The 14,830-nt window shown below is 67.3% G+C and carries 13 protein-coding genes; 8 read left to right on the top strand and 5 right to left on the bottom strand.

All coding sequences use genetic code 11. From position 1 onward, the window contains the following. Nucleotides 1-271: 271 nt before the first annotated feature. Nucleotides 272-940 carry a TetR family transcriptional regulator gene (locus ABIA71_RS11720; protein ID WP_128098078.1) on the bottom strand — a complete coding sequence of 223 codons (669 nt, stop codon included), beginning with the start codon at nt 938-940 and terminating at the stop codon, nt 272-274. A gap of 232 nt (nt 941-1,172) precedes the next feature. On the opposite strand from ABIA71_RS11720, the gene smeD reads away from it, so the two are divergent. Genes smeD through ABIA71_RS11705 form a run of 3 tightly spaced genes read left to right on the top strand, consistent with a single transcriptional unit; the run spans nt 1,173 to nt 6,942 of the window. Then, complete coding sequence (smeD, locus tag ABIA71_RS11715) at nt 1,173-2,357, top strand: multidrug efflux RND transporter periplasmic adaptor subunit SmeD (RefSeq protein WP_354285340.1); 1,185 nt, start codon at nt 1,173-1,175, stop codon at nt 2,355-2,357. Nucleotides 2,358-2,369: 12 nt separating this feature from the next. Further along, complete coding sequence (smeE, locus tag ABIA71_RS11710; RefSeq protein WP_354285339.1) at nt 2,370-5,558, top strand: multidrug efflux RND transporter permease subunit SmeE; 3,189 nt, start codon at nt 2,370-2,372, stop codon at nt 5,556-5,558. Further along, nucleotides 5,551-6,942 (top strand): efflux transporter outer membrane subunit, encoded by a 1,392-nt coding sequence (locus ABIA71_RS11705; RefSeq protein WP_354285338.1) that lies wholly within the window; start codon nt 5,551-5,553, stop codon nt 6,940-6,942. Before smeE ends, ABIA71_RS11705 begins: the two co-directional genes overlap by 8 nt. 131 nt (nt 6,943-7,073) lie before the next feature. On the opposite strand, the gene ABIA71_RS11700 is transcribed toward ABIA71_RS11705, so the two are convergent. The 4 genes from ABIA71_RS11700 to ABIA71_RS11685 all read right to left on the bottom strand — a co-directional run bounded on the left by ABIA71_RS11700 (nt 7,074) and on the right by ABIA71_RS11685 (nt 8,998). Beyond that, nucleotides 7,074-7,523: a low affinity iron permease family protein gene (locus ABIA71_RS11700; RefSeq protein WP_354285337.1), complete on the bottom strand. Its 450-nt coding sequence runs from the start codon at nt 7,521-7,523 to the stop codon at nt 7,074-7,076. Nucleotides 7,524-7,593: 70 nt separating this feature from the next. After that, nucleotides 7,594-7,935 carry a hypothetical protein gene (locus ABIA71_RS11695; RefSeq protein WP_354285336.1) on the bottom strand — a complete coding sequence of 114 codons (342 nt, stop codon included), beginning with the start codon at nt 7,933-7,935 and terminating at the stop codon, nt 7,594-7,596. Nucleotides 7,936-7,997: 62 nt separating this feature from the next. Further along, on the bottom strand, nt 7,998-8,288 hold the full coding sequence (locus ABIA71_RS11690) for a hypothetical protein (protein WP_354285335.1): 291 nt from the start codon (nt 8,286-8,288) through the stop codon (nt 7,998-8,000). Between the two features lie 257 nt (nt 8,289-8,545). Then, a complete protein-coding gene (locus ABIA71_RS11685) occupies nt 8,546-8,998 on the bottom strand; it encodes a nucleoside deaminase (RefSeq protein WP_019186053.1) in 453 nt (150 codons plus the stop codon). A 136-nt stretch (nt 8,999-9,134) separates the two neighbouring features. Between ABIA71_RS11685 and ubiE the strand changes: the two genes are divergently transcribed. From ubiE to ABIA71_RS11660, 5 genes are all read left to right on the top strand, one after another. Then, nucleotides 9,135-9,896 (top strand): bifunctional demethylmenaquinone methyltransferase/2-methoxy-6-polyprenyl-1,4-benzoquinol methylase UbiE, encoded by a 762-nt coding sequence (ubiE, locus tag ABIA71_RS11680; protein ID WP_038686180.1) that lies wholly within the window; start codon nt 9,135-9,137, stop codon nt 9,894-9,896. A gap of 68 nt (nt 9,897-9,964) precedes the next feature. Continuing rightward, nucleotides 9,965-10,828, top strand: a complete 864-nt coding sequence (locus ABIA71_RS11675) for a GGDEF domain-containing protein (protein ID WP_354285334.1) — start codon at nt 9,965-9,967, stop codon at nt 10,826-10,828. A gap of 84 nt (nt 10,829-10,912) precedes the next feature. Next, nucleotides 10,913-12,838 carry a M1 family metallopeptidase gene (locus ABIA71_RS11670; RefSeq protein ID WP_354285389.1) on the top strand — a complete coding sequence of 642 codons (1,926 nt, stop codon included), beginning with the start codon at nt 10,913-10,915 and terminating at the stop codon, nt 12,836-12,838. A 348-nt stretch (nt 12,839-13,186) separates the two neighbouring features. Then, nucleotides 13,187-13,918, top strand: a complete 732-nt coding sequence (locus ABIA71_RS11665; protein ID WP_354285333.1) for a hypothetical protein — start codon at nt 13,187-13,189, stop codon at nt 13,916-13,918. Continuing rightward, nucleotides 13,915-14,538 (top strand): HAD family hydrolase, encoded by a 624-nt coding sequence (locus tag ABIA71_RS11660; RefSeq protein ID WP_354285332.1) that lies wholly within the window; start codon nt 13,915-13,917, stop codon nt 14,536-14,538. The genes ABIA71_RS11665 and ABIA71_RS11660 overlap by 4 nt, the downstream gene beginning before the upstream one ends. Nucleotides 14,539-14,830 lie beyond the last annotated feature (292 nt).

Raw genomic sequence — 14,830 nt, 5'->3', positions numbered from 1 at the left:
GTAGTGGAAGCAAACCGATTCGAAGACCTGCTTTCCCATGGCCACCAGCCCACTGTCGAGGGTGGGGCGGTGTGGGTTCGCGGGACCGTTGGGCGCCATGGATGGCGCTCACGAGCCTCCATGGATGGATTTACGGCGTGTCCCGCGAACCCACACCGCCCCGCCCAGCCATGGACAGGCGGAACCTGCCTTTGACTTGGCTTCGGCTCTACGCCTCAAACCCCAAACCCCAAACCCCAAACCTCAAACCTCAAACCTCAAACCTCAAACCTCAAACCTCATCCTCAGTGGGCAACGCCGTCGGCGCCGCGCCCGGGGTAAATACACCCGGCTTCACGAACGCACTCAGAATCGCGTCCAGCGTCTGCGCGCCGTCGCGCTTGATCTCGAACAGCTCCGGCTCCAGCATCGCGCTGTACAGCACCCCCGTCAGACTCGTGCTCACGATCCGGGCCACCGTGTCCACGTCCACCCCCTCGCGCAACTGCCCCAACTCGCGCGCGCGCTGGAACGCCGCCGCGAAAATGGCCAGCTCCTCGCGGGATGCCTCCAACTGCAGCTCCTGCATCGCCTGACTCTCCACCGACAGATCGTTGCGCAGCATGATCTCCATCATGTTGCGCAGCCGCTCATCGTCGGCCAGCTCCTGGAAGGACACCAGCAACGCCGAACGCAGATCCAGCACCGGCGTCGTGCGCCTGGACGACGTCGTCCGCCGCAACCGCTCGATGAACGGAATGCGCTCCCGGTCGATCATCGCCGTCAGCACCTCCGTCTTGTTCTTGAAGTGCCAGTACACCGCCCCGCGCGTATACCCCGCGCGCGCACCGATCATCGCCAGGCTGGTCCCCGCCACCCCGAATTCATGAAAACAGGCCTGGGCCGCGTCGAGGATCCCCGCGCGGGTGGCCTGCGCCTCTTCTTTGGTCTTTCTGGCCATTGCGCTGTGCAGTTGCTGGATGAAACCGGCCTGAATTGTACCGCTTTACAAACAAACATGCATGTATGTATATTTCCGTCCCACTGAACCTCGGCGAGGACCGCGCGTACCCGCGCCCCTGCCGAAACCGTCAGATTTGCCGTATTTGCCGACCTGTTGGCTGTCATTCGTCGCTTTTCAAGGCGGGGTAGTGCTGCAGGCGATCCTTTTTCGTTTCCTGTGAGCCCCCACCATGTCCCGAACCCCGTACCGTCTTCTCGCGCTGTCCCTCGCGATCGCCTTGACCGTGTCCGCCTGTGGCGGCGGTGAGCAGGAGGGGCCACAGGGCGGCCCGGGCCAGGTCACCGTTGCCACCCTCAAGGGCGAACAGGTCAGCCTCACCCGCGAACTGCCCGGCCGCACCAATGCCTTCCTCGTCGCCGAAGTACGCCCCCAGGTCAGCGGCATCGTCGCCAAGCGCCTGTTCACCGAAGGCGGCCTGGTCACCGCCGGCCAGCCCCTGTACCAGGTGGACGACGCCAGCTACCGCGCCCAGGCCAACAGCGCCCGCGCCCAGCTCGCCCGCGCCGAGGCCACCGCCAACGCCGCGCGCCTGAGCGCCAAGCGCATCACCGAGCTGGCCAAGGTCGACGCGGTCAGCAAGCAGGACCTGGAAAACGCCGTGGCCGCCCAGAAGCAGGCCGAAGCCGATGTCGGCGCCGCCAAGGCCGCGCTGGATGCCGCCAACGTCACCCTGGGCTACGCCCGCATTACCGCCCCGATCAGCGGCCGCATCGGCAAGTCCTCGGTCACCCAGGGTGCGCTGGTCAGCGCCGGCCAGGCCGACGCGCTCGCCACCGTGCAGCAGCTCGACCCGATCTATGTCGACCTGACCCAGTCGGCCAGCGAACTGCTGCAGATGCGTCGCGAACTGGCCAGCGGCCGCCTGCAGGACAACCAGACCCTGCCGGTCACCATCCTGCTCGACGACGGCACCGAGTTCGCCCACAAGGGCACCCTGGAGTTCTCCGAAGTCAGCGTCGACCCCACCACCGGCAGCTACGCGCTGCGGGTCAAGGTCGAGAACCCCGACCAGGTGCTGATGCCCGGCATGTACGTGCGCGCCCAGGTCGGCAGCGGCGTGCGCGAGAACGGCCTCCTCGTGCCCATGCAGGGCATCGCCCGCGATCCCAAGGGCGACACCACCGCCATGGTGGTCGGCAAGGACAACAAGGTCGAAGTGCGCCCGGTCAAGGTCAGCCGCGCGGTCGGCAGCACGTGGCTGGTCGAGGATGGCCTGAAGCCGGGCGACAAGGTCATCGTCGAAGGCCTGCAGAAGATCCAGCCGGGCATGCCCGTGCAGGCCACCGAGATGGGCGCCGCGCCGGCCAAGCCGGCCACGCCGGCGGCACCGGCGGCGCCGGCCGACAAGCAGTAAGCGGAGAATCCAATGGCTCGTTATTTTATTGATCGCCCCATCTTCGCGTGGGTGATTGCGATCATCATCATGCTCGCCGGTGCGCTGGCCGTGGTGAAGCTGCCCGTGTCGATGTACCCCGAAGTGGCCCCGCCCGCGGTCGAAATCAGCGCCACCTACCCGGGTGCCTCGGCCAAGGTGGTGGAAGACTCGGTGACCCAGATCATCGAGCAGAACATGAAGGGCATCGATGGCCTGATCTACTTCTCCTCCAACAGCTCGGCCAACGGCCAGGCCACCATCACCCTCACCTTCGAGAGCGGGACCAACCCGGACATCGCGCAGGTGCAGGTGCAGAACAAGCTGCAGCTGGCCATGCCGCTGCTGCCGCAGGAAGTGCAGCGGCAGGGCATCAACGTGGCCAAGTCGAGCAGCGGCTTCCTGCAGGTCATCGGCTTTGTGTCCAACGACGGCAGCATGGATGCCAACGACATCTCCGACTACGTCGGCTCCAATGTCGTGGACCCGCTCAGCCGCGTGCCGGGCGTGGGCAACATCCAGGTGTTCGGTGGCAAGTACGCCATGCGCATCTGGCTGGACCCCAACAAGCTGCACACCTACAAGCTGTCGGTGGATGAAGTGACCGCGGCGATCACCGCGCAGAACGCGCAGGTCGCCATCGGCCAGCTCGGCGGCGCGCCGTCGGTGAAGGGCCAGCAGCTCAACGCCACCATCAACGCGCAGGACCGCCTGCAGACCCCCGAACAGTTCCGCAACATCCTGGTCCGTGGCGGCACCGATGGCAGCGAGCTGCGCCTGGGCGACGTTGCCCGCGTGGAACTGGGGGCGGAAAGCTACGACTTCGTCACCCGCTACAACGGCAAGCCGTCCACCGGTATCGCCATCACCCTGGCCACCGGCGCCAACGCGCTGGACACCGCCAACGGCGTGCGCGCCGCGCTGGAGGACATGAAGTCCAACTTCCCGGCCGGGCTGGAATCGGTGGTGCCGTATGACACCACCCCGTTCGTGCAGGTCTCGATCAAGGGCGTCATCAAGACCCTGATCGAAGCGATCGTGCTGGTGTTCGTGGTGATGTACCTGTTCCTGCAGAACTTCCGCGCCACCCTGATCCCCACCATCGCGGTACCAGTGGTGCTGCTGGGCACGTTCGGCATCCTGGCCGCGCTGGGCTTCTCGATCAACATGCTGACCATGTTCGCCATGGTGCTGGCGATCGGCCTGCTGGTCGATGACGCCATCGTGGTGGTGGAGAACGTCGAACGCATCATGTCCGAAGAGGGCCTGTCACCGGTGGAGGCCACCCGCAAGTCGATGGGCCAGATCACCGGCGCGCTGGTGGGTATCGGCCTCGTGCTGTCGGCGGTGTTCGTGCCGATGGCCTTCATGAGCGGTGCCACCGGCGTCATCTACCGGCAGTTCTCGGCGACCATCGTGTCGGCCATGGCGCTGTCGGTGCTGGTGGCCATCGTGCTCACCCCGGCGCTGTGCGCCACCATGCTCAAGCCGCTGAAGAAGGGCGAGCACCACGTAGCGCACAAGGGCTGGTCGGGCCGCTTCTTCGGCGGCTTCAACCGGGGCTTCGACCGCTCCAGCGAAACCTACCAGCGCGGCGTCAAGGGCATCCTGGCCAGGCCGTGGCGCTTCATGTCGATCTTCGCGGTGCTGGCATTGGTGATGGGCCTGTTGTTCATGCGCCTGCCCAGCTCGTTCCTGCCCAACGAAGACCAGGGCATCCTGATGGCGCTGGTGCAGACCCCGGTCGGCGCTACCCAGGAACGTACCCTGGAAGCGATGTACCAGCTGGAAGAGCACTTCCTGAAGAATGAAACCGAGGCGGTCGAGTCGGTGTTCTCGGTGCAGGGCTTCAGCTTCGCCGGCATGGGCCAGAACGCGGGCATGTCCTTCATCAAGCTCAAGGACTGGAAGGAGCGCGACGCCGACCAGGGCGTGGGGCCGATCACCGGCCGCGCGATGGGCGCACTGGGCCAGATCAAGGACGCCTTCATCTTCGCCTTCCCGCCGCCGGCCATGCCGGAGCTGGGCATCGGTTCGGGCTACACCTTCTTCCTGAAGGACACCAGCGGGCAGGGCCACGAGGCGTTGCTCAACGCACGCAACCAGCTGCTCGGCGGCGCAGGCGGCAGCAAGCTGCTGGCCAACGTGCGTCCCAACGGCCAGGAAGACACCCCGCAGCTGCGCATCGACGTGGACGTGGAGAAGGCCAATGCACTCGGCCTCTCGGTGGCGTCGATCAACAACACGCTGGCCACCGCGTGGGGCAGCAGCTACATCGATGACTTCATCGACCGTGGCCGGGTCAAGCGCGTGTACGTGCAGTCCGATGCGGATTTCCGCATGAACCCGGACGACTTCAACGTGTGGTCGGTGAAGAACAGCCAGGGCGAGATGGTGCCGTTCAGTGCCTTCGCCTCCAAGCGCTGGGACTACGGTTCGCCGCGCCTGGAGCGCTACAACGGTGTGTCGGCCATGGAAATCCAGGGCGAGCCGGCCCCGGGCGTGGCCTCGGGCGATGCCATGGTGGAAATCGAGCGCCTCGCCAAGGACCTGCCACCGGGCTTCGAGATCGAATGGACCGCGTTGTCCTACCAGGAACGCCAGGCCGGTTCGCAGACGCCGCTGCTGTACACGCTGTCGCTGCTGATCGTGTTCCTGTGCCTGGCCGCGTTGTACGAAAGCTGGAGCGTGCCGACCTCGGTGCTGCTGGTAGCCCCGCTGGGCATCCTCGGCGCGGTGCTGGCCAACACCATGCGCGGCATGGAACGCGACATCTACTTCCAGGTGGCCATGCTCACCACGGTGGGCCTGACCAGCAAGAACGCGATCCTGATCGTGGAGTTCGCCAAGGAAAACCTGGAGAAGGGCGCCGGCCTGATCGAGGCCACCATGCATGCCGTGCGCGACCGTCTGCGCCCGATCATCATGACCTCGCTGGCCTTCGGCCTGGGCGTGCTGCCGCTGGCGATCGCCTCCGGTGCCGGCTCCGGCGCGCAGCGCGCGATCGGTACCGGCGTGCTTGGCGGCATGGTGGTGGGCACCGTGCTGGGCGTGTTCTTCATCCCGCTGTTCTTCGTGGTGGTGCAGCGCCTGTTCAACCGCAAGCTGCGCGCGGCCGGGGCATCCCCACAGGCCGGCACGCAACACAACCGCACTACGCCGGAAGGTGACACCCATGAGTAAGGCATCCTCCCTGCTGGCCCTCGCCGTGGCTGCGTCGCTGTCCGGCTGCGCCACGCTGGTGCCGTCCAGCACCGAGGTCGCCCCGGCGATCCCGGCGCAGTGGCCGGCCACCACCAGCGGCACGTCCGCGGCCACCGTCGAGGTGGCCGACATCGGCTGGCGCGATTTCTTCGTCGACCCGCGCCTGCAGGCGGTGATTGCCCAGTCGCTGGACAACAACCGCGACCTGCGCGTGGCCGTGCTCAACGTCGAAAAGGCGCGGGCGCAGTACCGCATCCAGCGTGCCGACCGCGTGCCTGCCCTTGGCGTGCAGGGGCAGATGACCCGCACCGGCGGCGATGCCCCGGTGACCGAGCAGTTCAGCGCGAACCTGGGCGTGGTCGAGTTCGAGCTGGACCTGTTCGGCCGCGTGCGCAACCTGAGCCAGGCGGCGTTGCAGCAGTACTTCAGCGAAGCGGCCAACCGCCGCAGCGCGCAGCTCAGCCTGGTGGCCGAAGTGGCCAATGCCTGGCTGACGCTGGGCGCGGACAACGAACAGCTGCGCATCGCCCAGGCTACCCTGGCCAGCTATGAAGACTCGCTGCGGCTGGCCGAGGCGCGTCATCAGCTTGGCGGCGCATCGTCGCTGGAACTCAGCCAGACCCGCACCCTGGTGGAAACCGCGCGCACCGACGTGGCCCGTTTTGCCGGGCAGGTGGCGCAGGACCGCAACGCGCTGGTGCTGCTGGCCGGTGGTCCGGTCGATGACACCCTGTTGCCGGCCACCGAAGTCACCGAGGTCGCGGCGGTGCGGCCGCTGCCAGCCGGCGTGCCCGGCGAGGTGCTGCTGCGCCGTCCTGACGTGATGGCCGCCGAGCACACGCTGCTGTCGGCCAATGCCAACATCGGGGCGGCACGCGCGGCGTTCTTCCCGTCGATCAGCCTGACCGGCAGCATCGGGTCGGCGTCGTCGGAGCTGTCCAACCTGTTCGACAGCGGCACCCGTGCGTGGAGTTTCGTGCCCACGCTGAACCTGCCGATCTTCCAGGGCGGCAAGCTGCGCGCCAACCTGGGCGTGGCCACCGCCAACCGCGATATCGCGCTGGCGCAGTACGAGAAGGCCATCCAGTCCGGCTTCCGCGAGGCAGCGGACGCACTGGCCCTCAACGACAGCCTGGATGCGCAGCTGGCCTCGCAGCAGGCCCTGATGGCGGCGGCCACGCAGGCGCAGACGCTGTCGCAGGCGCGCTACGACGCGGGGCTGGACAGCTTCGTGACCCTGCTGGATGCGCGGCGCACGGCCTATACCGCGCGCAAGTCGCTGGTCAGCACGCAGCTGGCGCAGCAGTCCAACCAGGTCGCGCTGTACAAGGTGCTGGGTGGCGGCTGGCACGAGCGCGGTTGAGCGGGCGCGCAACGCGGTGCGGCGCGCGTAGCGCGGTAGAGCCGACCGTTGGTCGGCTGGCCTTGCCCATGAGCGGATAGCAGCCGACTAACAGTCGGCTCTACCGATCAGGGCCTTGGTCATCAACGCGCTCATGACCGCGGTTCATCGACCCGGTCATGCCGCTGGTCGTCCTTGCGCCCGTCGCCATGGCAGCGGCGGGCACGTTCCAGCGCATCGCCGGCTTCGCGGGCCATGCGTTCGTACTCGCGGCGGATTTCTTCCAGGCGCTCTTCGTCGAGCTCTTCCAGGTCGAGCAGTTCGTTGTTCGCCTCGGCGGTGGCCCGGATCAGCTCATCGAGCTTGATCTGCACCGCAGCCGCATCCGCGTTCTGGCTGTGCTGGATCAGGAACACCATCAGGAAGGTGATGATCGTGGTGCCGGTGTTGATCACCAGCTGCCACGTATCGTTGAATTTGAAGATGGGCCCGCTGAGTGCCCACAGCACCACGATGGACACGGCGGCGAGGAACGTCCAGGGCGTTCCTGCTGCATAGGCCGCCTTCCTGGCGACCAGGTTGAACACACTTCGAAGGCTCATACGGCACGGCAGGGTAGCAACGGGACCCCATCATTGGCGGCGCGCCGTGTACGCGCCGTGCAGCGTGTGCTCAGGCGCGGGCGGCACCCAGGCGTGGGCGCATGGCCACGTCGTGGCGGCTGGCCAGGTACACATGTTCCCAGCAGGATTCGACGAACGCGCGGGCCTGCTCTTCGCTCAGGCGCGGCATGATCTGCAGCGCGTACTGGGTCTGGAACGCTTCATCGCGCTGCTCGTCGCTCGCGCGCGGCTGGGTGATCAGCGAATCGCAGGCGAACTTGATCCACGGCACGTAGTGGCCGAACGACCCGGAGCCCGTGCCAAGGTTGCCGTCGGCGTGGCGCTGGCGCCAGTACGCAACTTCCGCGTCTACGTCGATCACGGCAGGGATGGAAAGCTGGGCGGAAGACATGGTGGCATCGATATGCAAGGAGGGAGTTTTACAAGAGTGCGTAAAGCGCAGTGCATGCGATGTCATTGTGGCGTCGACTCCGCGTGGCGGTCCGGGCTGACATGTTCAGCGCAGCGGTCGCCCAGCAATTGCGCATGACTGACCACCCCCAGCTGCTCGGCCAACGTGGCCAGCTGGTTGCAGACGTCGATGCACCGGTGTGGATGGGCATGGGTCAGCGCGTCCTGGATGGCCTGGTAGGCAGTCCAGAACGGCGCGGAGTTCTGGTAGGCGGCGTAATGCACCTGCAGTTGTTCCCAGGCGGTGGCCAGCGCGGGATCCATGGCGGCGGTGCGGCGTATTCGGGCATTCATGACGTCTCCTCGACGCTGCTGCCCCCTGTGCATCCACCATAGGCGGTCGCTGTGCACGGTTTGTTAGTGCAGCGTCGTCGCGCGGTGCCGCAGGTGTGGACACTGCGGTGCATGAGGACGCGCATACGCTGCTGGCACAGCGTGTTCACCCGGGGCACCGGAACTGAAGCGTTCAGAACCGAGCGTGCTGCGACCGGATGCCGCAGCACGCTGTATGCGCAGTGGAAGGGGTCAACCCACGGCGCGACACCCGGCGATCACTCGCCGATGTCTTCGTTCCAGACCTCCGGATGGGCCGAGATGAAGCCGCCCAGCAGATCGATGCAGGCCTGGCTCTGCATGTCGATGACCTTGACCCCGTTCTCGCGCAGCCACTCGATGCCGCCCTGGAAGGTGACCGACTCGCCCACCACCACGGTGCCGATGTTGAACTGGCGCACCAGCCCGCTGCAGTACCAGCACGGGGCCAGCGTGGTGACCATGATGGTGTCCTGGTAGCGGCGCTGGCGGCCGGCCTTGCGGAACGCATCGGTTTCCCCGTGCACCGACGGGTCGCCTTCCTGCACGCGGCGGTTGTGGCCGCAGCCCAGCAGGCGGCCGTCGTTGTGGTACAGGGCAGCGCCGATCGGGATGCCGCCTTCGGCCAGGCCCTGGCGGGCCTCGGCGATGGCGGTTTCAAGCAGGGCGGCGTAGTCGGGGGTGGTGATCATGGGCGGTCCGTAAGCATCTGGACCGCCATGATAGTGGCCGCCAGCGGCTTCGGCACCGGCCGGCACCGGCCCCCCTGCGGCGCCCGGTCGCAGGGGGCGGGTGCCGCAGCGCGCCGAGCGGTGCGATAATCCAGCCATGAGCGAATCCCCCTACAAGACTGGCACCACCCATTTCGGCTTCCGCGATGTCGCAGCCAAGGACAAGCAGAAGCTGGTGGGCGAAGTGTTCACCTCGGTCGCGCGCAGCTACGACCTGATGAACGACCTGATGAGCCTGGGCATCCACCGGGCCTGGAAGCGCTACTACGTCGCCACCGCGCAGGTGAAGCCGGGCGACCGCGTGCTCGACCTGGCCGGCGGCACCGGCGACATCGCCGCGCTGATCAAGGAGCGGGTGGGTGACGAAGGCGAGGTGGTGCTGGGCGACATCAACGCCGGCATGCTGTCGGTGGGCCGCGACCGGCTGATGAACCGCGGCCTGGTCAAGGGTTTGGAGTACGTGCAGTGCAACGCCGAGGCGCTGCCCTTCCCGGACGCCAGCTTCGACCTGGTCACCATCGCCTTCGGCCTGCGCAACGTGACCGACAAGGACGCCGGCCTGCGCGAGATGTACCGCGTGCTCAAGGTCGGCGGCCAAGCGCGCGTGCTGGAGTTCTCCGAAGTCACCGCGGACTGGTTCAAGCCGATCTACGACTTCCACTCGTTCAAGATCCTGCCCAAGCTGGGCCAGCTGTTCGCGCGTGACGGCGACAGCTACCAGTACCTGGCCGAGAGCATCCGCAAGCACCCGCCGCAGGAACAGCTCAAGACCATGATGGGCGAGGCGGGCTTTGCGCGCTGCCATTACAAGAACCTCACCGGCGGCATCGTCTCGATCCACTCCGGCTACAAGGTTTGAGACACCGGTCCAGTTCCCGCTGAGGGAGCTGGTCCACACTGCGGGCAGGCTGTCAGAGAGGGCCTGCCATGCATCTGTACCGCGGCCTGGCCCGCGTGTTTCCCCGGTCGTTCAGCGCCAAGCTGATGACCGTGGTGTTCATCGGCGTGCACGTGCCGCTGCTGGGTCTGCTGCTGTGGATGGCAGTCAGCGGCCACTATCAGCGCGACACGCTGTGGACCGTGGTCGGGGTGGTGCTGGGCGCCACCCTGGTGGGTACCGCGATGGCGATGATGGCGCTGTACCGGCTGATGGCGCCGCTGCGCCAGGCCGCCGATGCGCTGGAGGCCTACTACGACGAACAGCGCCTACCGCACCTGCCCGACCTGGGCCATGACGAGATCGGCCGGCTGTTGCGCAGCATCAACCGCCACCTGCACGGTGTGGACGCCGGCCTGCGTGACCTGCGCCGCAGCGTGCTGCTCGATCCGCTCACCCAGGCGCTCAACCGGCGTGGCTGCGAGCAGGCCCTGGCCGACTCGGCGCAGCAGGCGCAGTCGCGGCGGCAGCCGTTGAGCCTGTTCGTGGTGGACCTGGACAACCTCAAGCCGATCAATGACGCGCACGGCCACCTGGCCGGCGACCAGGTGCTGGTGCGGCTGGTGGAATCGGCGCGGCAGTGGTTGCAGCCCGGCGACTGGATCGGGCGCTGGGGCGGGGACGAATTCGTGCTGGGCGTGCACGCCAGCCACGCGGTGGCCTGCGTGCGGTTGCGCCACTGGTTGGCCGTGCTTGCCGCCGACAGCGGTGAGCAGACGCCGCTCAAGGCCAGTGCCGGCGGCGCCGCCTATCGACCGGGCGAAGACCTGCGCGAGGTGTACCGCCGCGCGGACGCGGCGATGTACCGCGCCAAATACGCTGGCGGTGCGCGGCTGCTGTGCGAACCAGACTGAATGCGCAGCCGGGGGCGCTGGCGCTGCGGGGTGGGCCGGACAGGGGGTAAACTGGTGGTTTCACCCTGATCGGTCCCGATGTCCATGCGATCTCCGTTCCTGCTCATTCCCCTTGCCGTGGCGCTGGCCGCCGGCTGTTCCAAAGAAGCGGCCGCCCCGGCTGCCGCGCCCACCGACACCGCACCGGCGAGCACTGCCATGAAAGCCGACAGCCGCAGCCATGATGAAAGCTCCTACGCCGAGCCGGACAAGGTGGTGGTCAAGGACCTGGCGCTGGACCTGAAGCTGGACTTTGACGCCAAGCAGATCGGTGGCACCGCCACCTACTCCCTGGAATGGAAGGACAAGGCGGCCAAGCAGCTGGTGCTGGACACCCGCGAGCTGACCGTGTCGAAGGTCGAGGCGATCGACGCAGACGGCAAGGCGTCGCCGTTGCAGTTCGTGTTGGCCCCGGCCGACAAGGTGTTCGGCAGCAAGCTGAGCATCGAGGCACCTGCGCAGCCGACCAAGGTGCAGATCACCTACCACACCGCCCCGACCGCGTCGGGCCTGCAGTGGCTGGAGCCGTCGATGACCGAGGGCAAGAAGCTGCCCTTCATGTTCAGCCAGTCCCAGGCCATCCACGCCCGTTCGTGGGTGCCGCTGCAGGACACGCCGAGCGTGCGCTTCACCTACAGCGCGCATGTCACCTCGCGCCCGGACGTGATGGTGCTGATGAGCGCCGACAACGATCCCAAGGCCGCGCGTGACGGTGATTACACCTTCAAGATGCCGCAGCCGATCCCGTCCTACCTGCTGGCCATCGCCGCCGGCGACCTGGTGTTCGAGCCGATCTCCGGCCGCTCCGGCGTGTGGGCCGAACCGACCATGGTCGGCAAGGCCGCCAAGGAATTCGAAGACACCGAGAAGATGATCGGTGCCGCCGAGAAGCTGTACGGCCAGTACCGCTGGGGCCGCTACGACATGCTGGTGCTGCCGCCGTCGTTCCCGTTCGGTGGCATGGAAAACCCGCGCCTGACCTTCGCCACCCCCACCGTGATCGTGGGCGACAAGTCGCTGGTGTCGCTGGTGGCCCATGAACTGGCACACAGCTGGTCGGGCAACCTGGTGACCAACGCCAGCTGGAAGGACATCTGGCTCAACGAAGGCTTCACCACCTACGTGCAGGGCCGCATCACCGAAGCGCTGTATGGCCAGGAAATGGCCGAGATGGAGCGCGAGATCGACCAGAACGACCTGCTGGCCGAAGTGAAGGACATGAGCCCGGCCGACCAGGCACTGGCGCTGCCGCCGCTGACCGAGCGTGATCCGGACGACGCGCTGAGCCAGGTGGCCTACGTCAAGGGCGCCTGGTTCCTGCAGTTCCTGGAACAGCGTTTTGGTCGCGACACCTTCGACCCGTTCCTGCGCGGCTGGTTCGATGACCATGCCTTCCAGAGCGCGAACACCGACCAGTTCGTGGTGTACCTGAAGAAGAACCTGCTGTCCAAGAAGCCCGGCGCCGTCACCGACGCCGAGCTGAAGGCATGGCTGGATGAGCCGGGCATTCCGTCGTTCGCGACCAAGGCACGCTCGCGCAACTTCTCCATCGTCGACACCGCCCGCATCGCCTGGCAGGGCAGCAACACCCTGCCGAACGTGCAGATCACCGGCGAGTGGGGCACCCAGGAATGGGTGCACTTCATCGACGGCCTGGGCAAGACCCTGCCGCTGGACAAGCTGGCGGCGCTGGACAAGGCGTACCACTTCACCGGCACCGCCAATGGCGAAATCGCGATGCGCTGGTACCCGCTGGCCATCCGCAGCGGGTACACCGAGGCCAATGAGCCGGCCGCGGCCTTCATCGAGCGCGTGGGCCGTCGCAAGCTGATCCTGCCGATCTACGCCGAACTGGTGAAGACGCCCGAAGGCCTGGCGTTCGCCAAGGCGGCCTTCGAGAAGGCCAAGCCGGGCTACCACCCGATCACCACCGCGTCGGTGCAGGACATGCTGGACAAGGCAAGCAGGTAGTGCCGGCCGCTGGCCGGCAACTCAGCCCAGCCAGCACCGTGCGATGCAATGCCTGAAAAACGGCGGGGAAACCCGCCGTTTTTTTATGCGTCGCGCCTGCGCACCGGCGTTCCGACAGATCGACGCCGCGCTACCGAGGAGGGTCGCATCCCAATCGACCGCCGTTGCAGCGCCCACGTTCGCTATCGGCATGACCGCCAATGCAGAGGGCGTTTGCTCCGTCACAGGTCGTGCCACCACCGCACGCGGACCCAATGAACGCGTTCGATGGAGATGCGGCCGCGCCTGCTCCCCCGTTACAGTAGGCCGGTGACGCCACTGGGCGCCTTTCCAATCACGGAGCACGCAATGAAACGACTGATCCTGGCCGCCGCCTGTGCCTTCGCGCTGGTGGCCTGCAGCAACCCCGAGGAAGAGCGCAAGGCGCAGGAAGCCGCCGCCGCCGCTGCGAAGGCGCAGCAGGAAACCAAGGCCGAAGGCGTGGCCAAGGAGTACGAGATGGCCGTGGCGTCGCAGGACTGGGAGCGCGCGCGCATCCATGGCGGTGCGCTGCTGGACCAGTACAAGGACACCGACGTGGCCGCGCGCATCGAACCCGGCTTTGCCGAGGTCAAGGCCAAGGGCGATGCGGCGCGCGACCTGCGCCGCATGCAGGGGCTGTGGCAGTACAACCAGATTCCGGTGGCCGGCAAGGGCACCCAGGTCTCGGCGCAGATCTTCAGCAAGGAGCGCGTGGACGTGGATGGCAGCGGCGCCAAGCCGGTGCAGCTGGTGTTCCGCGACCACCCCGAATGGAAGCGGCATGCCTACCTGGTGCTGCAGGCCGGCGACTTCCGCTGCCCGCAGTGCAAGGTGCAGGTCAGCGTGGACGGCGGCAAGCCGGTTGCGATGGCCGCCTGGCGGCCCAAGACCGACGAGGCGATCGCGATGTTCATCACCGACCAGAAGGCGCTGTGGAAACTGGCGCGCAAGGCCAAGGTGATCAGCATCGAATTCCCGGTCAAGGCCGGCGGCACCCGCACTGCGGTGTTCGAAACCGGCGGGGTGGACGCCAGCCGCATGCCGAAGTGGTGGGAATGACGGCGGCGGGCGACCCGGCAGCGGCGTTGCCGCTGTCGGCGATCCGCCATTGGGTGTTCGACATGGACGGCACCCTGACCGTGGCGGTGCACGACTTCGAGCGGATCAAGCGCGAACTGGCGATCCCGGTGCAGGACGACATCCTCACCCACCTGGCCGGGTTGCCCGCGGCGGAGGCCACGGCCAAGCACGCCTGGCTGCTGGCCCATGAGCGTGCGCTGGCCGCCGAGGCCGAGCCCGCGCCCGGCGCGGTGGCGCTGGTGCGCGCGCTGCAGGGGGCCGGCTGCCGGCTGGGCATCCTGACCCGCAACGTGCGCAGCCTTGCCCAGATCACCTTGCAGGCGATCGGGCTGGGCGACGTGTTTGCCGAACAGGACATCATCGGCCGCGACGAGGCCGAACCGAAGCCTTCCCCGGCCGGGCTGCAGTACTTCCTGCGGCGCTGGCAGGTGGACCCGGCGCAGGTGGTGATGGTGGGCGACTACCGCTTCGACCTGGAATGCGGCCGCGCGGCGGGCACCCGGACGCTGCTGGTCAATGCCCCGGACAACCCGTGGCCGGGCATGGCCTGCTGGCACCTGGCCGATTGCCGCGCGGTGCTGGCGCACTGCCAAGGCTAGCGCCGGGCGCCGGTCGGTGGAAACCGCCCGGCAGCGCCGGTAACCGGGCGCTCACGTTTCCCGTCGACGCCGGCGTTATTCCCTGTATTGTTCGCAACCGGCCGTGTGTCAGACGTGTGACCGTCGGGTCGGGCGTCGGGCGTGGGGCGGTGCGCGGTTGGGGAACCGCCGCCGCTGACCGGTGCGGCCCGGTCCAGGCAGCGGTGGGCGTTGAACAGTGGCGGCGGCGTGTGCGCTGCGCTGGCGGGTGCGTCGGGTAACACGTGGTCGGGTGTGGCCCGCTGCCAGGGAC

This window comes from Stenotrophomonas sp. 2619 (genome assembly GCF_040548725.1).
In the GTDB taxonomy this organism is placed as follows: Bacteria; Pseudomonadota; Gammaproteobacteria; order Xanthomonadales; family Xanthomonadaceae; genus Stenotrophomonas; species Stenotrophomonas maltophilia_AP.
The sequence above is the reverse complement of the archived record's forward strand: the minus strand, read 5'-3'. Positions and strand labels throughout refer to the sequence as shown.